At 71.2% G+C, this 17,438-nt stretch carries 11 protein-coding genes; 4 read left to right on the forward strand and 7 right to left on the reverse strand.

What is annotated here, in order from left to right; translation table 11 throughout:
* Nucleotides 1-235: 235 nt before the first annotated feature.
* The 6 genes from tagF to phnD (AC0IYU_RS30895) all read right to left on the reverse strand — a co-directional run bounded on the left by tagF (nucleotide 236) and on the right by phnD (AC0IYU_RS30895) (nucleotide 9,527).
* Nucleotides 236-895, reverse strand: coding sequence for a type VI secretion system-associated protein TagF (gene tagF, locus AC0IYU_RS30870; protein ID WP_472125130.1), 660 nt, complete (start codon nucleotides 893-895; stop codon nucleotides 236-238).
* On the reverse strand, nucleotides 892-4,494 hold the full coding sequence (tssM, locus tag AC0IYU_RS30875; protein WP_472125133.1) for a type VI secretion system membrane subunit TssM: 3,603 nt from the start codon (nucleotides 4,492-4,494) through the stop codon (nucleotides 892-894). The genes tagF and tssM overlap by 4 nt, the downstream gene beginning before the upstream one ends.
* Nucleotides 4,491-5,822: a DotU family type VI secretion system protein gene (locus AC0IYU_RS30880; protein WP_472125135.1), complete on the reverse strand. Its 1,332-nt coding sequence runs from the start codon at nucleotides 5,820-5,822 to the stop codon at nucleotides 4,491-4,493. Before AC0IYU_RS30880 ends, tssM begins: the two co-directional genes overlap by 4 nt.
* Before the next feature lie 121 nt (nucleotides 5,823-5,943).
* A complete protein-coding gene (tssK, locus tag AC0IYU_RS30885) occupies nucleotides 5,944-7,275 on the reverse strand; it encodes a type VI secretion system baseplate subunit TssK (RefSeq protein ID WP_472125138.1) in 1,332 nt (443 codons plus the stop codon).
* A gap of 129 nt (nucleotides 7,276-7,404) precedes the next feature.
* A complete protein-coding gene (gene phnD, locus AC0IYU_RS30890; protein ID WP_472125140.1) occupies nucleotides 7,405-8,481 on the reverse strand; it encodes a phosphate/phosphite/phosphonate ABC transporter substrate-binding protein in 1,077 nt (358 codons plus the stop codon).
* On the reverse strand, nucleotides 8,478-9,527 hold the full coding sequence (gene phnD / locus AC0IYU_RS30895) for a phosphate/phosphite/phosphonate ABC transporter substrate-binding protein (protein ID WP_472125142.1): 1,050 nt from the start codon (nucleotides 9,525-9,527) through the stop codon (nucleotides 8,478-8,480). The genes phnD (AC0IYU_RS30890) and phnD (AC0IYU_RS30895) overlap by 4 nt, the downstream gene beginning before the upstream one ends.
* Nucleotides 9,528-9,688: 161 nt before the next feature.
* Between phnD (AC0IYU_RS30895) and AC0IYU_RS30900 the strand changes: the two genes are divergently transcribed.
* The 4 genes from AC0IYU_RS30900 to AC0IYU_RS30915 all read left to right on the forward strand — a co-directional run bounded on the left by AC0IYU_RS30900 (nucleotide 9,689) and on the right by AC0IYU_RS30915 (nucleotide 15,652).
* Nucleotides 9,689-11,626, forward strand: coding sequence for an ATP-binding response regulator (locus AC0IYU_RS30900; protein ID WP_472125144.1), 1,938 nt, complete (start codon nucleotides 9,689-9,691; stop codon nucleotides 11,624-11,626).
* 154 nt (nucleotides 11,627-11,780) lie between these two features.
* Nucleotides 11,781-12,854 carry an ABC transporter substrate binding protein gene (locus AC0IYU_RS30905; protein ID WP_472125146.1) on the forward strand — a complete coding sequence of 358 codons (1,074 nt, stop codon included), beginning with the start codon at nucleotides 11,781-11,783 and terminating at the stop codon, nucleotides 12,852-12,854.
* Nucleotides 12,851-14,815 carry a hybrid sensor histidine kinase/response regulator gene (locus AC0IYU_RS30910; RefSeq protein WP_472125148.1) on the forward strand — a complete coding sequence of 655 codons (1,965 nt, stop codon included), beginning with the start codon at nucleotides 12,851-12,853 and terminating at the stop codon, nucleotides 14,813-14,815. Before AC0IYU_RS30905 ends, AC0IYU_RS30910 begins: the two co-directional genes overlap by 4 nt.
* A 33-nt stretch (nucleotides 14,816-14,848) precedes the next feature.
* Nucleotides 14,849-15,652 (forward strand): hypothetical protein, encoded by an 804-nt coding sequence (locus AC0IYU_RS30915; RefSeq protein WP_472125151.1) that lies wholly within the window; start codon nucleotides 14,849-14,851, stop codon nucleotides 15,650-15,652.
* Here AC0IYU_RS30915 and AC0IYU_RS30920 read toward each other — a convergent pair.
* Nucleotides 15,601-17,424: a glycosyltransferase family 2 protein gene (locus AC0IYU_RS30920; protein WP_472125153.1), complete on the reverse strand. Its 1,824-nt coding sequence runs from the start codon at nucleotides 17,422-17,424 to the stop codon at nucleotides 15,601-15,603. The two genes, AC0IYU_RS30915 and AC0IYU_RS30920, sit on opposite strands and share 52 nt — an antisense overlap.
* Nucleotides 17,425-17,438 lie beyond the last annotated feature (14 nt).

A 17,438-nucleotide genomic window follows, 5' to 3' on the forward strand; every position in this document is an offset into this window, starting at 1 on the left:
TGCGCCGAGGAGCGGAGCGTTTCGCGGATCAGGGCTCGCAGCTGTTTGAGCGAAGCGAGTTCTGCGAGACCCCGCGAAACGCGAGCACCGCAGGTTGCCCGTAGCGAAGCGGAGGGACGCAGCCAGCAGGGTCGCCTTTTCTTTGCTTACTTTCTTTTGGCGAAGCAAAAGAAAGTAAGTCGCCTGCCGGGGCGAGACCCGGCCTCGGAAGACAAGAGAAAGAGCAGCGTTCATCTCACCCCTCCTCCGCAAAGCCAAGAAACAAGCCCTCGAACTGCGCATCCAGAGGCAGCCCGGCACTCAGCATCCGAACCCCTTCGACCACCGAAGGATCCCCCAGCCACACAGAAGCCCCCGCCGCAGGCAAAGCAACAACCTCGACGGTGCTCCTCAAGGCCTCGGAGGCCTCGGAGGCCTCGGAAGCCTCTGCAGCAACAAACAACCGCTGCAGCACCGCATCGAACCGCAGCGCATCCAGATCCCCTTCGAGCCCTTCCAACGCAGCCAGCGTCGCAAGCCCCCACCACCGCAGCGCCACGCCCAGCGCCTCGCCCTGCAGCGACGTCCCCGCCGACGCATCCAGCTCCACCGCCAGCGTGAAAGGAAAGTACCGCCCCACCCCATCGACCGACGGCATCAACACCCCGATCCACGCACGCTCGCCCACCACCCGGGGGCCCAGTGCAAAGCACCAGATCGGCGCCTCGAGGTACCGGTCGGTCCAGTCCGCATGCCGCTCCCGAAGCCGCGCCAACCCGCGCTGCAGCCACGCGTCCCACACCGCGCGAAACGACTCGGGCAAGCGCCGGTGCGCAAAGTCCCCCATGCCCGGCAACTTGCCGTACCACCCGGGAAGCTCCGCCGAAACGAAGAGCGAAGAAGAGGCCAGGTTCACAGCCCCTCCGGACAGGAAAACTCCCGCAGTTCGCGCAAGCGGATCGGATGCTGCACGCTGTTCGTCGTCACCTCGAAGCGCGTCTTGCGCGCACCCACCTGGAAGGTGATGAAGAACTTCTCCGGCGCATCGCCCGCCTCGAGCTGCCCGTCGTCCAGCGCACGGAACAGCGCCCACGGCCCGTCCACCGCCGCACCCGAACTGCCCGTGGTCGACGGCGGGCTCACCTGGATGCGCACCTGGTTGCTGCCCTTGGGCCCCGGCCACTGCACCGCCATCGGCACCACCGGCCCGTGCGCGTACTTCACGAGCTGGCCGTCGACGTCGAGGATGAATTGCGTGATGCCCGCGTCCATCTCCACCGGCTTGAAGTCCAGCCGCATCGACGGGCCGCGCCCGCCGCCGCGGAAGAAGATGTCCTTGATGCGCGCGGCGCGCTCGAACTGCGCCAGCGCCTGCGTGGTGACGGCGCCGCGCTCGGCCACGGGCTTGTAGCGCCAGGGCCTGGTGCTGGTGTCGACCAGCGCGGCCAGGCGCTTCTGGAAGAAGTCGTCCATCAGGCCGCCGGGGCCGAACATCTGGCCGAAGTCTTCGGGCAGCACGTCGCGCTTGCTGGTGCCCACGAAGGGGTACCGGCCCGCGATGGCACGCGCGCAGAACTCGGCCACGGGGCGCAGGTCCTGGCTCAGGTTGCCGCGCTCGGCGGTCTGCGCCTGCGCGGCACCCGACTGGCTGAGGTTCTCGACCATCGAGCGCACGGGCTCGGGCAGCCGGCCCGCGTCGGACTTGAGCTTGCCGGCCACGTCGCCGGGCGGCGGCGAGGTGCGGCCCTTCACGGCCGTGTCGACCGCGTTGAGGTACACGTACACCTCGTTGAAGAGCTTGAGCGCATCGTCGATGGGTGCCGGCTGGTTGGGGCCGCCGGCGGTGACGAGGCGGCGCAGCGATTCGAAGCGGTCGTCCACGATGCTCTCGATGCGCTTGCCCGGTGCCACCTGGCGGCCGGGGTCGCTGCCGAACAGGTCTTCCAGGCCCTTGCGCGTGTTGCGCACCGTCTCGGTCGCCTTGCTGACCACGTCCTTGTTGGCGTCGGCCGCAGGGATCAGCGTGGTCTGCCGGACCACCGCGCGCAGGAAGTTCGCGAGCGGGGAATCGACGCCCGAGAGAATGCGCGCGGTCTCGATGTTCTTCTCCAGGCCGGTGGCGCGGATCAGGCGCACGTCGGCCAGCAGCGCTTCCCACTGCTTGACGTATTCCTCCAGGTACAGGCGGCGCACGCGGTCGGTCAGCGCGCCGAGCGCGGCCACGTCGCGCAGGCGGTCGGCCGCGTTGCGGTCCTGGCCCAGCACCCACGGGTCTTCGTTGGCCAGCAGGCCGGTGAGCACCGTCACCTCGTTCTGGAAGCGCTTGTGGTAGCCGTCGTAGGTGAACATGCCCGGCACGCCCTCGGTCAGCGGCTTGCCGCTGATGCGCTCGAACACCAGCGGACCCGAAGGGCCGGTGGCCGTGGCCACGCTGAAAGCCGGAATGTCCTTGGTGGCGCGCTGGCGCTTCAGGCGGCTGAACACGCGCTGCTCCAGCGGGTAGCTCGCGAGCACGGCGCGCACGCTGCGCACCAGGTTCTCGTCCATCTTCAGCGGCGAGCGCGGCGGACCCTGCGCGATGAGCACGTCGAGCTGGTCTTCCAGCGCCTTGCGCTGGTCCTCGGGAATGCCGCGGTCGAGGTTGCGCGACCAGTCCAGCGTGATCCAGGCCTTGAGCGCCTCGGGGTCGAAGTGCTCGGGCTGGTAGAGCATCAGGTAGCTCTTGAGCGCCTCGTAGGTGAACTCGAGGTTGTCCTTCTGCGCGGTGCGCAGCTGGTCCTCGATGCGCTTGGCGATCTGCGGCAGGAAGGCGTCGTTCAGCGCGCGCTGGTGCGTGAGCATGGCCGCGGCGTCGAGCTTGTCGCCCTGGTAGAGGCCCAGCGTCATCGACAGCGGCTCGTCGCCCTGGCGGTTGTCGGGCGTCTTCCAGATGTCGCGCAGGCTCTGCAGCACGGGCGCAACCTCGACCAGGTTCTGCACGCGCGCGGGCAGCGCGGCCAGGTTCTGCTTCGCGGGCTCGACGCGGGCCTCGACCGACTTCAGGTAGTTGAGGTTCTGCAGCGTGCTGTAGCCCCAGGCCGCGAGCAGGCCGACGGTGAGCAGCGTCATCGCGGTGACGCCGGCCACGCGCAGCGTGTGGCGGCGGCGCTCCAGCTTCACGTCGGCGCCGGCCAGGCGCTGCTCGGGGAACACCACCTCGCGCAGCAACGACGTGAGGAAGTAGCTGCGCCCGCTGCTCTTTTGCGGCGCGAGCATGGCGCGCTCGATGCCGAAGCTGCGCGCCAGGCTGCCCATCACGCGGTCGATCGGGCTGCCCTCCTGCGTGCCGCTGGTGAAGTACACGCCGCGCACCCACGGCGGCTGCGCGAAGCGCGAGCCGGTGAACACCTGGTCGAGCAGGTCGGACAGCAGCGAGCCGATGGAGCCGAACTGGGCCGGAAAGCCGAAGATCGCCGCGCGCCGCGTGCCGTCGGTCTCGCGCTGCATGCGCGCGATGAGGCCGTCGTTCACGCGGTTGTGCAGCAGCGCGAACTCGCGGTGGAAGGCCTCGGACAGGCCCTTTTCTTCCAGCTGCACGTTCTCGTCGGCCGGCAGCGTGAAGCCGAAGACCTGTGCGCGCTGCTCCTTGCCGAGGTCGTCGAAGTAGTCGGTGAACCCGTAGAGCAGATCGCTCTTGGTGACCAGCACGTACACCGGCAGGCGCGTGGTGAGCTTGCTGTCGAGCTCGAGCAGGCGCGCGCGGATCGACGCCGCGAGCTGGGTGCGCGCCTCCGGGCCCTGGCTCAGCAGGTCGGCCACGCTCACGGTCAGGAACACGCCGTTCAGCGGCCGGCGCGGGCGCGCCTTCTTCAGCAGGCCCAGGAAGCCTTCCCACGCGCTCTTGTCTTCCGACTGGTGGCTGTCCTGCGTGGTGTAGCGGCCCGCGGTGTCGATGAGCACGGCCTCGTCGGTGAACCACCAGTCGCAGTTGCGCGTGCCGCCCACGCCGCGGATGGCGCCGGGACCGAACTTCTCGGCCAGCGGAAACGAGAGGCCCGAGTTGACGAGCGCGGTGGTCTTGCCCGCGCCGGGCGCGCCGATGAAGACGTACCACGGCAGGTCGTACAGGTAGCTGCCGCCCGAAATCGACATCCAGTCGCGCCAGCCCGGCTTCTTGCCGGCGGCGTGCAGGCGCATCTGCTTGAGCGTGGCGACGGCCTCGCTGAAGCGGGTGTCGAGGATCTGCTGCTCGCCGTTGACCGGAGCGCCGGTCTTGGCGGCGGGCGCTTTCATGAGCCCGTCTGTCAGGTGCCGGCTTGCACGGCGTGCGCGCCAGCGGCGGTACAGCGCGCGCACCACCACGATGAGCACGATGACGCCGATGACGACGGCGCGCACCGTCTCGCTCTCCAGCGGCGCGAGCGAACCGATCTTCACCAGCGGGCCGATCCACCACACCAGCACCGCGACGACGAGCAACGCGAGCAGTGTCAGCAGCAACGGGCTGAACAGGAAGCCGAAGATTTTCTTGATCATTTCGTCGCTCCGGTGGCGGCAGCAACGCGGTCGGGCTCGCTCAGCAGCACGATGTCGACGCGGCGGTTCTTCGCGCGGTTGGCGGGCGTGTCGTTGGCGGCCACGGGCTCGGCGTCGGCCTTGCCGTCGGAACGCATGCGCGCGGGGTCGACCAGGGTGGCGAGCGCGCCCTTCACCGCGTCGGCGCGCGCGGCCGACAGGTGCCAGTTCGAGGGATAGCGCAGCGAGCGGATCGGCTGGTTGTCGGAATGCCCGGTGATCAGCACCTCGCCCTTGACCTCGGCCAGCGCCTGGCCGATGCGGCGCAGCACCGGCAGCGACTGCGACATGGGCTCGGCGCTGCCGGAGCCGAAGAAGGAGTCGCCGCGCAGGCGCACCACGCTGCGGTCGGCCTCGTCGGTCACCGTAACCAGGCCCTGCTTGATCTCGGGTTCGAGAAAGCGCGCCAGCCGCGGCGTCTTCGCCGGCAGGGCGGGCGGCGCGATCTGCAGGTTGGGCGCGCGCAGGCTGGACACCGCCGCATAGGTGGTGTCGGAGCGGTAGTTCAGCGTGAGCCGCAGGCCGAACCATGCGAGCGCCAGCAGCAGCGCGAAGCCGGCCGCGAACACCCACAGCGGCAGCGACTCGCGCAGCCGCACCGTGCCCGCGCCCTGCCCGCGCCAGTGCGGCGAGAGTTCGGGCTCCACGGCGGGACGGTCTTTGGCGATCAGGTCGGCCAGGCGCTGGCGCACCGAGTCGAGCTGCGCACGGCCGTTGTCGACCACGCGGTAGCGGCCTTCGAAGCCGAGCGCGAGCACGCTGTAGATCAGCTCCAGCAGCTGGCGGTGCGTGGGCACGTCCTGCGCGAGCTTGGCGAGCAGCTGGAACACCTTTTCGCCGCCCCAGGTCTCGTTGTGGAACTGCACCAGCAGGCTCTGCTTGTTCCAGCCGGCCTGCACGCCCCACGGGGTGTTGGCCACCGCCTCGTCGAGCGCGGTGCACAGCACGTAGCGCGCGGCCAGCACCGATTCGTTGCTCACGCCCGCGCGGCGCGCGCCGGCGTCGAACTGGTTGACCGCTTCGGCGGTGGAGGCTCGCAGCGCCGGCACGTTGGGCGGCTGCGCAAGGTGGCGCAGCTTGGCCGTCAGCACCAGCAATTTGCCGGCGGCGGAGACCAGCGGATTGAGCAGGCCGAGCTCGCCGACCTCGGCGGCGGGCGTCGGATCGGCACCGCCGAAGAACGGCGCGCTCGCCGGTGCGCTCGGCATGCCGCCCGGCGTGCGCGGCTTGGGCTTGATGACCGTGCGCTCGGACTCGAACGCCGCAAAAGGATCGGGAGGTGTGCTCATGATGGCTCCACGCTGAGGGCACCAGTTCGTGAAACACCGCGGAACCGGCTTTGCCGGGCCGCTGGTGTTGCCCCCTGGAAGGGGGTTGGCGTAGCGACACGAAGTGCGCGAAGACTGGGGGTCATGCTCTTATCGCCCAGAATGCGAGGTCCAGGCCAGGGAAGTCGCCCGCGATGTGCATCGCGATGCCACCCGACTGCTCCAGCTGGCGCCACAGGTCGCTGTTGCGTGTTTCGAGCTCGAAGTAGTTGGCACCCGTGTGGAACGGAATCTGGCGCGGCGCGACCGGCATCGGCGTGAGCGTGACGCCCGGCAGCGCCAGGTTCACGAGGTCGCGTATCCGCTCCACCGGGCCGATCTTGACCTGCGTGGGAAAGCGCGCGCGCAGGGCCTCGCTGGTCATGTTCGCGTTCACCGCGAGCACGAAGGTCGCCTTGCGCTGCAGTTCCACGTCCGTCACCATCGCCACGCGCACGCCGTGCTTGCGGTCGTGCAGTTCGATACGGATGGCCGACTGCTCCAGCACCATCGACAGGCTGCGGCGCAGGTCGTCCATGACCGGGCGAAAGCTCAGCGCGAGGTCGTCGTGGATGTACGGGCCGAAGCGCGCCACGCGGCGCGAGTCGCGAAAGCTCGACAGGTCGCCCGCCAGCGCCAACGCGTGCGCGAAGAACCGCTCCGGGTGCAGCATCGCGCTTTTGGCCAGGTGCGCGAACACGGCTTCGTTGCGGTTCACGGCCTGCAGCAGCATGAAGTCGGCGATCTCGGCCACGCCGCCGGTGCCGCCCTGCGTCATGCGCCCGGCCAGCGCCTCGCCGCGCTGGCGCAGCAGGCCCAGCAGTTCGTCGAGCCAGGCGCGAATGACCGCGTGGCCCGCCACGTCGAGCAGCGGCGGCAGCATGGCGCGCTCCAGCTGAACCTGGTTGTCGACGCGGCGCTCGACCACGCGCACCACGCCCAGCGTGGTCCAAGCGTCGGTGGCTTCGCCGGCGCGCATCAGGCGCGTGTGGAGCTGGCCGAGCTGCAGCATCGCGGTGCGCTCGCCGGCGGTGTTGGAGTCGGGCACCTCCGACTCGAGCACGCGGTGGCGCACCAGCTCTTCATAGTCCTCCGCGTCGGCCTCGCGCGCGCCGGCGCGGCGCAGCGGCAGCGCAAGCACCACGGCCTCGTCGCGCATGGCGGGGGGAATGTCGATGGGCTCGGGCAGCGGATCGACCGCCGGCATGTCGAACACCGTGCCGTCGCCGAAGATGCCGACCGCGCGCACCAGGGCGAGCTTGCCCAGCGTGAGCGCGGCGGTGTCGATCTCGAGCTCGGCAAAGCCCCAGGCGTACGGGGTGGTCGAGCGCAACAGCACATGCCGCGCATGGTCGCCATGACGCTCGCTTTGCTGCAGGTGCTGAGGCTGCAGCAGCATCCCCTCGCTCCAGACCACTTTGGTTCGCCAACTCATCCGCACTCCGTCAACGGCAAGGGTGCCTGAAAAGAAACACGAAGTTTCCGGCGCGGGGGGCGGGAGGCAAATCCGCCTAAAGGTCTAGGCGGGGGGTTTTGGAGGTACGGCGAAGGGAGTAGGAAGCGCTCAGCGCTCAGCGCCCGCCGAAGCCCGCAGCGTCTCGACCTGCTGCGCATAGACCTTCTCGATGCGCTGCAGCCGCTGCTCGCGCGCCGCGTCGTTGACCCACGCCGCGGCCATGGCGCGCTGCTTGCCGAGCTGGTACTCCAGCCGCGCTTCCGGCAGCAGGGCGCTGTCGTCGGCCGCCACGTAGCCGTAGGCCGCGCGCAGGTTCTTCAGCACCTCGCGCTCGGCGTCGCCGCGCGCGCCCTTGGCCCTGCCGTAGCCGGTCAGGAAGTTCTGCAGCTTCGCCTGGAACTCGGGCGGGTAGTTGCGCCGCACCACCATCGGCGCGCCGGGCGGCGGCTCCGACTGCCAGATCACCTGCAGCCGCTCGGCCTCCACCGGGAACTGCTGGCGGAAGCGCTCCAGGTCGGTGGTGTTGTTGGTGGCCACGTCGGCGTCGCCATTGGCCACGGCCAGCGCGGTGGCCTGGTGCGTGCCGACGAACTCGCTGCGAAAACGCGTCTCCATCTCGATGTGGTTCGGCAGGAAGAGCTGGCTCTGCGGCACGATGAAGCCGGTGACCGAGCGGCTGTCGCCGCGCGCGAGCCGCCATTTCTCGGGCTGGGCGAGCATGCCCTCGAGCGAGTTCAGCGGGCCCGCCTTGCGCGCCAGCAGCACGGCGCGGTGCTCGGGCACGCTGGGGTGCCGCGCGATCTGCGCCACCACCTTCATGCGCCGCTGCATCACGGCGTCGAGCGCCATCTTGGCCGACAGGAAGGCCATGTCGATCTCGTCGCGGCCGATGGCGCGGTCGAGTTCCTCGTACGACGGCACCGAATAGGCGCTCACCGGAATGCCCAGGGCGCGGCTCATGTCGGCCATGAGCGGCGTCCACAGCGCGCGCGACTCGACGGTGCCGCCCAATGGCAGCACGCCGAAGCGGATCAGCCGGGTGGAGGCCGGTGCGGACTTGCCGGGGGTGTCGCTCTTCTCGGGCTTCTGGGCCGCACCCTGCGCCATGGCAGGCGACATGCCGGCCCACCACAGGGCCGCAAGCACCAGCAGCCCCGCGCACCGGCGCCATGCGGGCTTGGTCAAGGCGACACGTCCTGCAGCACGCCGACCTGCTGCGCATACCCGCTGTCGATGCGCTGCAGGCGCGCCTCCCGCGCGGCGTCGTTCACCCATTGCGCGGTCATGGCGTTCTGCCGGGCCAGCTGGTAGGCCAGCTTGGCCGCGGGCTGCAGCGAGCTGTTGTCGGCCGCCACGAAGCCGGCCAGGTCGTGCAGCGACTTGAGCACCACGCGCTCGGCGTCGCCGCGCGGGCCCTTGGCGCGGCCGTAGCCGGTCAGGAAGGCCTGCAGGCCCTTGCGCAGCTCGGGCGGGTACTCGCGCCGCACCACGATCTGCGCATGCGGAATCAACTCCGACTCCCACAGCACCTGCAGCCGCTCGGCCTCGGCCGGAAAGCGCAGCTTGAAGCGCTCGAAGTCGGCGGTGTTGTTGGTGGCCACGTCGGCCTCGTTGTTGGCCACGGCCAGCGCGGTGGCCTGGTGGGTGCCGACGATCTCGCTCTGGAAGCGCGTCTCCATCGCGATGTGGTTCGGCAGAAAGAGCTGCAGCTGCGGCACGATGAAGCCCGACACCGACTGCTTCTCGCCGCGCGCCAGCCGCCAGCGCTCGGGCTGCGCCAGCAGGGCCTGGAGCGAGTTCAGCGGCGGCGTCTTGCGCGCCAGCAGCAGCGCGCGGTAGCCGGGCAGGCCGTCGTGGCGCACCACCTGCGCCACCACTTTCATGCGCCGCTGGGTCACGGCGTCGAGCGCCATCTTTCCCGACAGGAAGGCCATGTCGACCTCGTCGCGCTGGATGGCCTGCTCCAGCGCCTCGTACGAGTTGACCGACAGCACGCTCACCGGGCGGCGGATGGCGCGGCTGAGCTCGGCCAGCAGCGGGTCCCAGTCGCTGCGCGACTCGAAGGCACCCCCGAGCGGGAGGATGCCGAAGCGCACGGCGGTGTCGGCGGCACCCGCCTGCGCGCCGGCCCACAGCGGAACAGCCAGCCACAGCAGCAGCGCGAGCACGGCCTTGCGCGAGGTGCGCAGGGCACGGAAGGCATCGGTGAAGCGGCGCGCGAAAGGCTGCATTTTTGAACCGGAAGACCCATGAACCCGACGGCTGCCGGGACCGGGCAAAGTCAAAGCGGCTGCAATTAGATAACAAATGCAAACTTTTTCGGTGATGTTTTCATGTCTTCCCTGTGACGGTGAACCCCCCTAAGCTCGGCACCCATGCCTGCACTGCCCCCATGAACTGGAACTTTCGCGTCCTGCGCGGCCTGGCCCGCCTCACCTTCGCGCAGCAGCTGATCCTGCTGGCGCTGGTGCCGGCCACGCTGGCCACGCTGGCGGCCATTGCCGTGCTGACGCGCCAGCACCTGGGCAACCTCACCGAACTGATGCGCGCCAACGCGCAGACGGTGGCGATGCAGGTGGCCACGGTGGCGCAGGCCCCGCTGGCGCGCATGGACCGCCGCGCGCTGCAGCGCACCGCCCAGTCGGGCACCTACCAGCCGCATGTGCAGCAGGTGCAGATCTGGACGGAAGACGGCGAGATCGTGGCCAACTCCGAAACGGTGGACCGCGCGCGCGGCGAGGGCCTGCAGGTGGTGGTGCCCATCGTGAGCGACGACGGCCTGCACAGCGGCAAGGTGATGGTCGAGATGAGCCTGGCCGCCGTGCAGGGCGCGCGGCGCTCGGTCTGGCTCAACGTGGGGCTGGTGCTGGCGATCAGCCTGGTGGGGGTGGGCCTGGCGGGCTGGTGGGCGGCGCGGCGCATCAGCGAGCCGATTCGCGCGCTGGGCAAGGCGGTCGACCGCCTGGGCGCGGGCGAAGATGCCAGCGTGGCCATCGAGGGCATGTCCGAGGTGCGCCACCTGCAGCACGGCTTCAACCAGGCCGCGCGCGCGCTTGCGGAAAGCCGCGGCCTGCTGCAAAGCCGCATCAACGAGGCCACGGCCGAGCTGGCCCGCAAGAACGCGCAGCTCGAAGTGGCCAGCCAGGCCAAGACCCGCCTGCTGGCTGCCGCCAGCCACGACCTGCGCCAGCCGCTGCATGCGCTCACGCTGTTCTCCGACGGCCTGGCCAACGGCGAGACCGACCCGGTGAAGCTGCAGCGCATCGGCCACATCCGCGAGTGCGTCGATTCGCTCGACCGGCTGTTCTCCGAGCTGCTCAACCTGTCGCAGCTCGACGCCGGCGTGCTGCAGCCGCAGTGGACCGACTTTCCGCTGGACCGGCTGTTCGACGAGATCAGCCGCAACTTCCGCCCGGTGGCCGAGCAGCAGGGCCTGCGGCTGGTGGTGCGCAAGACCGACGTGTGGGTGCGCTGCGACTACGTGATGCTCTCGCGCATCCTGAACAACCTGGTGTCGAACTCGCTGCGCCACACCATCGACGGCGGCGTGCTGATCGGCGCGCGGCGCCGCGGCAAGGGCGTGCGCATCGACGTGGCCGACACCGGGGTGGGCATTGCCAGGCAGCACCAGGCGCGGGTGTTCGAAGAGTTCTACCAGGTGGAGCCGACCGGCCGCCAGGCGGCGCGCGGGGCGCGCGGCATGGGCCTGGGCCTGGCCACGGTGCAGCGGCTGGCGCAACTGCTGAACACGCGCGTGGAACTCAGCTCCACGCTGCACAAGGGCACCTGCGTGCGGGTGCTGGTGCGCGCGGCCCAGGCGGTGCTGCCTGCGCCGGGCGCCTCGCCGGCGGCGGCCGCCATGGTGGAGGAGGAAAGCCTCGCGAACGTGCGCATCCTCATCATCGACGACGAGCGCACCATCCTCGAAGGCCTGAGCGTGGTGCTGGCCAACTGGGGCGCCGAGGTGCTGGCTGCGCAGACGCGTGCCGAGGCGCTGGCGCTGGCCGACGCCTGGGCGCAGCCGCCCGAGGTGGTCATCAGCGACCTGCTGCTGCAGGGCGGCGACAGCGGGCTGGACGTGATTGCGGCCCTGGAGCGCCATCCGCGCGGCATCGGCGCCGACACCGCGCGCCTGCTGGTGACGGGCGAGACCAAGCCCGACCGGCTGCGCGAAGTGGCGAGCGCGGGCATCACGGTGCTCTACAAGCCGGTGTCGCCGCGCGTGCTGCGCCAGGCCATCCAGGCGCAGCGCGCGGCGACCGGGCAGAGGGCGGACATGCCGGGCGGCAGGCCGGTCGACCTGCCTGCCGGGGTGAAGGTAGGGGCGTAGGTAGTCCGTCGGACATAGGCCGTGCGGCTGCCGCGCTGTGGAATTCATCACGCGGGCAGGCCCTCGCGGGGCCTGACATAAGCCCTCTGCCTTATCGCGCGATGCGGGGCCCGTCCGTACATTGGACCATCGCCCCTTGCTGCGAAAGCAGTCCATGCCCGTCGCCTTGAACCCCGTCCTGTCGCCCCTTGCCGCAAGGCCGAGCCGCGCCGTGCACACGGTGCTGGCCGCACTGGCCGTGAGCGCGGCCTGCCTGGGCACCTGCGCATCGGCCACCAGCCTCACGGTGCTGATGGGCGACGACGCCGCGGCGTCTTCCGAGTTCGTGCAGCAGCTGCGCGCGGACCAGGGACCGGACGGCAAGTTCGACCTGGTGCGGCTGTCCCCCGGCGGCGCCGAGCCGCAGCCTGCAGCGGAAATCGCGGGCTCCGACATCGAACGCGCAGCCAACGCCGGCGTGCGCACGCGCGGCCTGCGCGCCGCCGCCGACGCGCCCCTCACCATGGCGGTGGGTCCCGCCGCCGCCCGCGCCGCCGTCGAGCGGCCGGGCCAGGAACCGCTGGTGCTGGCGATGCTGAGCCGGCTCGACTACGAAACCCTCAAGGCCAGCAGCCCGGCCCTGCGGCGCGGCGACCGCCGCGTGGGCGTGCTGCTGCGCGACCCGGCCATGGCCGACCAGCTCGCGCTGATCAACGCGGTGCTGCCGCAGAAGCACCGCATCGGCGTGGTGGCCACGCCCGAGTCGGAGCCGCTGGTGCGCGAGCTGCAGCGCGCCGCGCAGGGTGCGAACCCGGCGTGGGACGTGCGCGTGGAATACGCGCCGGACGCGAAGTCGCTGGCCAGCGCCTTGCGCCAGGTGGTGCCGCAAAGCGATGCGCTGATGGTGCTGCCCGACCTGATCGGCGACAGCCAGGCGGCCACGCTGTCGGTCCTGCGCGCGGGCGCGGGCGCGGGCCTGCCGGTGTTCGGCGCCAGCGAGGGGATGGTGCGCTCTGGCGGCCTCGCCGCGGCGGTCTCCACGCCGTCGCAGCTCGCCCAGCAGGCGCGGCTGCTGGGCCAGAAAGTGGCGAGCGCGGCCGGCAGCAACACCAACAGCAACAACAACGCGCCGTTGGTGGAAGCGGCGACGCCCGCCACCGTGCGCGTCAACGCCACCGTGGCACGCGGACTCGGCCTGCGCCTGCCGGAGGAACGGGAACTGACCGAGCGGCTCGCGGCCCCGCGATGAGCACCCCCCCGCTCACCGAAGGCCCGGTGCCCGCAGGGACCGCCGGCGCCCACACGCTGGTGGTGCGCGGCAACCTGCAGCACGACCTGTTCCGCCTGGGCGTGGTGCCGTGCGCCGCGGTGGCGCTGGCGCTCACCGGCTGGTTCACGCACAACCGCCTGCAGACCCTCGAAGCCGCGTTCGACGCCGAAGGCCAGGCCGTGGCGCGCCAGGTGGCGGCCATGTCCGACCTGAGCCTCTATGCGGGCGACCTGCCGGCGCTGCAGAACGTGGCCAACGCCGCGCTGCGCGGCGGGCAGGTGACGCGGGTGGAAATCAGCAACAGCGCCGGCGTGTACGTCACGGCCGGGCCCAGGACCACGTCGCTCGCACAGCTGCGCATGTTCACCTCGCCGGTCACGCTGCGCGAGGCTTCGCGCGCCAGCGCCTTCGCGCCCGCGGGCTCCACCGCGGCGGGCGATGCGCCCATCGGCCTGGTGCAGACTTTTCGCGACACCACGGCCTACACGCGCGAGCGCAGCCGCTCGCTGTTCGCGGGCGTCGGCATCGCGCTGGTCGCGCTGCTGGCGGCATGGGCCTCGGTGCGCCACATGGCGCGCACGGTGGCGCGGCCGCTGCGGCGCGTGTCGCGCACGGTGGCGGCGCTGGAGTCGGGCCACTTCGAGGTGCGCTGCGGCGTGGTGGAAGGCGGCACGCCCGGCACGCACGAGGTCGCGACGCTCGCGCACGACATCGACCGCCTGGCCGAGCGCCTGCAAAGCAACCGCCGGATCAGCGAGGAGCGCGTGCGCGAGGCCACCGCCGTCGCGCTGCAACGCATGGCCGAGGCGGAGCAGGCCGCGCTGTCGCGCGCACGCTTCCTGGCCGCCGCCAGCCACGACCTGCGCCAGCCGCTGCATGCCATGGGCCTGTTCATCGACGGCCTGCTGCCGGGCGCCTCGCCCGCGCAGCGCCCGGCCGTGCTGCGCCTGCAGGAGAGCACCGAGTTCATGGGCGTGCTGCTGGACGACCTGCTCGAGATCTCGCGGCTCGACGCGCAGGTGCTCACGCCCTCGATCGCCAAGGTGTCGCTGGCCGCGCTGTTCGACCAGCTCGACGCGCAGCACGCCGCCACCGCCGCGGAAGCCCGCGTGCGGCTGCGCTGGAGCGACCGCGGCCTGGCCGTGCGCACCGACGCGGCCATGCTGCAGCGCATCGTCGGCAACCTGGTGGCCAATGCGCTGCGCCACGCACCCGAAGGCGGCACGGTGCTGGTGGCCGCGCGGCGCGCCGCCGCCCGCCACCCGGAACGCCCGCAGGACGAAGTGCGCATCGAGGTGCGCGACAACGGCGTGGGCATCGCGCCCATCCACCAGGGCCGCATCTTCGAAGAGTTCTACCAGGTGGCCAACACCGAGCGCGACCGGCGCCGCGGCTTCGGGCTGGGGCTGGCCATCTGCGCGCGCATCGCCGCGCTGCTGGGCACGCGCATCACCGTGCGCTCGGCGCTGCAGGCCGGCAGCACCTTCGCCTTCACGCTGCCCGCGGCGCGCGCCGCCGACGTGGTGCCGCCCGAACCGCCGCTGCTGGCATCGGCGCCGCTGGCAGGCCTGCGCTGCCTGGTGGTGGACGACGACCCCGCCATCCTCGACGGCAGCCGCACGCTGCTGGCGCAATGGGGCTGCCAGGTCGAATGCGTGACCACCGGCGCGGAAGCCATCGCGCGCCTGGGCACCGCCGACACCCCCTACGACGCGGTGCTGTGCGACCTGCAGCTGGCCGGCGAAGGCGACGGTGTCGACGTGATCGACGCCGCCAAGCGCCTTCAGCCCGACGCGCTCGCCGTGCTGGTGTCGGGCGCCACAGGGCCCGAGGTGCTGCAGCGCCTGCGCCACGGCGGCGTGATGCTGTTGACCAAGCCCGTGGCACCGGCCAAGCTGCGCGCACTGCTCACCACGCGGCGGCACGCGCACGTGGCCTGAACAGCACACCCACCGATTGCAGGACACCACACGATGCTCGACCCTGCCGCCCTGAAAGACATCCGCCCCTTCGTTGCCACGCCCAGCTACACCGGCACCCTCACCAGCGACTACGTGCGCAGCCTGCTCGGGCTGGTCAACCTCGCGTGGCGACACGGCTTTGCGATGCAGACGCGCTTTCTGGACGGCGACAGCCTGATCCCGCGCGCGCGCAACCGGCTGGTGGCGGAGTTCATGGCCGACGAGCGCTGGACGCACCTGTTCTGGATCGACGCCGACATCGGCTTCGAGCCGGAGGCCGCGCTGCGCCTGCTGCTGGCAAACCGCGCGGTGGTGGCCGGCGTGTATCCGCACAAGAGCGACGGCTGGCCGCGCGAGGGGCTCGCTCAGCCGCTGCCCGCGGGCAGCACGCGCGAAGACTTCGAGGCCCGCCACGCCGTGTTCCCCGTGAACCTTGGAGGCCCCGGTGCGGCGCAGGCGGCCCAGCGTGTGGATGCCGACGGCTTTGCCCAAGTGCTGGACGCACCCACCGGCTTCATGCTGATCGAACGCAACGTGTTCACCCGGCTTGCGCAGGCCATGCCCGAACTGCGCTACACGCCGGACCACATGGACGACGCGGCCGCTGCCTCCCGGGCGCACCACCGCTTCTTCGACGTCTGGGCCGAACCCGGCAACGGCCGCTACCTGAGCGAAGACTTCGCCTTCTGCCGGCGCTGGCAGTCGATCGGCGGGCAGGTGTTCGTCGACACGCGCTCGCGCCTCACTCACACCGGCACGCGCACCTACCGCGGCGACTTTGCGCGCTCGCTGGCAGCGGCCGCAGGGCCGGCCTGAAGCAGCGCCGCCAGGTCTTGCGGCAGGCTCGCCATGTCGTAGCCGCGCTCGCCATCCACGGCGGCGAGCCGCAGCGCGGGGCCCTCCTCGGCCAGGTAGTCGTAGCCCGCGGCCTGGAAACGGCCTTGCGGGTCGAGGCGGCGGTACAGGTCGCGCCGCGCGAGGCGGTCTTCGCGCCGGATCATCTTCAGGTGGTAGAGCCGGTAGTAGCTGCGGTACATCACGCCGTGGCGCGCCACGGCGTCGGGGTACCACGGCCCGTGCAGCGCGGGCGCCTGCTCGAAGCCGATCTGCTGCGGAAGACGGAACAGGCAGGCGCGCGACTTGCGCCCCCACGGGCCATCGACCCGGAAGCGGTCCGGCGCGTCCCAGAGCTCGCGCATCGCGAGCGACAGGCAGGACAGCTGCGCCTCGGACAGCGAATCGACGATGGCGTGCAGGTTGTCGAGAAAGAGCGTCTCGTAGCGCTCGTCCGCATCGCACGCCAGCACCCAGCCGGCCCCGTGCGCGCGGGCGCATTCGAGCAGGCGGCGGCGGTTCTCGGGCTCGTTCCACGCGTGCGGTTCACCCGGCATCGCGGCGCGCGGGTTCGACAGCAGTTCGAGCAGCTTCAGCTCGCGTTGCGCGATGTGCGCGGTGCCGTCGGTCGAGCCGTCGTCCAGCAGCACGAAACCGTCGACGTGCGCGCGCAGGTGCGCAAGGCATCCTTCGAGCAGCCGCGCCTCGTTGTGCAGTTGCATCACGCAGACGATGCGCGGGCGCGCGGTCAGGCGCTCGCGTGGCACCGCGCTGCAACGCGGGCAATGGAAGGGGGGCGCGGGCTCGTGGTGGACCATGCGCGCGCAGATCTCGCACTGCAGGCGCGAGCCCATCGCGAACACCGGCGCGGGGCGCAGCCAATCCGGCACCGCTTGCGGCGCGAGGTCGGGCGGGTGGTGCGGTTGGTGCGGGTGGTGCAGCGCCGGCGTGTCCTTGCGGGCAATGCGCGCGAAGTCGCGGCCCCAGTCGCCCGTGGCGTCCCCATTGGCGCGCGCGGCCTGCGGCGTGCACCGCGCCCAGTCGTTGTCCAGGTCGAACAGCTCGCCGCCGTCGCGCGCGTCGAACGACAGGTGCAGCAGCTTCAGTTCCGCGCAGGCCTTCAGCTGCCACCCAGCCATTTCCAGGCGCACGCGAAAGTTGTCGTCGTCGCCGCCCCATTCGGCCAACGACTCGTCGTAGCCGCCGACCGCATCGAAGGCCTCGCGCGCGCAGCACAGCGAACCGTAGAAGGTGCGCAGGTACAGCGCATCGGGCACCGCGTGAGCAAACAGGGTGCGCAACGGCGCGGCCATGTCCTGGCCCGCTCCCTGCGCTTCTTGCAGCGCACCGAAGCGCGCAAAGCCCACGCGGCCTATTGCCACGCCGCGCTCGCCGGCCATGGCCGCATGCAGCGCGATGGCCGGCGCGTCGCCCACGTAGGCCGACTCGGGCGAATGCACGAACACGAAGCGGCCCGCGCTGTGCCGCACGCCCACGTTGATCGCACAGCTGGGCGGGCGCCACGGGTGCGGCCGGTCGTTGACCACCAGCGTCCAGCACACCGAGGGAAAGCGCGCGAGCACGCGCTGCAGGCCGCTCTCTTCGGCGTTGTCGTCCAGCGCAACGACCACCTCGATGCCGGGGCGCGACCAGCTCGGCGCATGGAGCGCCACGACGCGCTCGAACTCCGCCAGCTTGCGATAGAACGGCATCACGACGCTCAGCCACGGCCTCGCGCCGCCGCCCGCCGTCATGCCGCGCCCCGCTG

This window comes from Variovorax sp. AC103 (assembly GCF_979254005.1).

Coding starts and splice junctions, on each gene's coding strand:
- AC0IYU_RS30910 (WP_472125148.1), top strand. CDS start 12,851: ATGAGCACCCCCCCGCTCACCGAAGGCCCGGTGCCCGCAGGGACCGCC.
- AC0IYU_RS30880 (WP_472125135.1), bottom strand. CDS start 5,822: ATGAGCACACCTCCCGATCCTTTTGCGGCGTTCGAGTCCGAGCGCACG.
- tssM (WP_472125133.1), bottom strand. CDS start 4,494: ATGATCAAGAAAATCTTCGGCTTCCTGTTCAGCCCGTTGCTGCTGACA.
- tssK (WP_472125138.1), bottom strand. CDS start 7,275: ATGAGTTGGCGAACCAAAGTGGTCTGGAGCGAGGGGATGCTGCTGCAG.
- AC0IYU_RS30905 (WP_472125146.1), top strand. CDS start 11,781: ATGCCCGTCGCCTTGAACCCCGTCCTGTCGCCCCTTGCCGCAAGGCCG.
- phnD (WP_472125142.1), bottom strand. CDS start 9,527: ATGCAGCCTTTCGCGCGCCGCTTCACCGATGCCTTCCGTGCCCTGCGC.
- AC0IYU_RS30900 (WP_472125144.1), top strand. CDS start 9,689: ATGAACTGGAACTTTCGCGTCCTGCGCGGCCTGGCCCGCCTCACCTTC.
- AC0IYU_RS30915 (WP_472125151.1), top strand. CDS start 14,849: ATGCTCGACCCTGCCGCCCTGAAAGACATCCGCCCCTTCGTTGCCACG.
- AC0IYU_RS30920 (WP_472125153.1), bottom strand. CDS start 17,424: ATGACGGCGGGCGGCGGCGCGAGGCCGTGGCTGAGCGTCGTGATGCCG.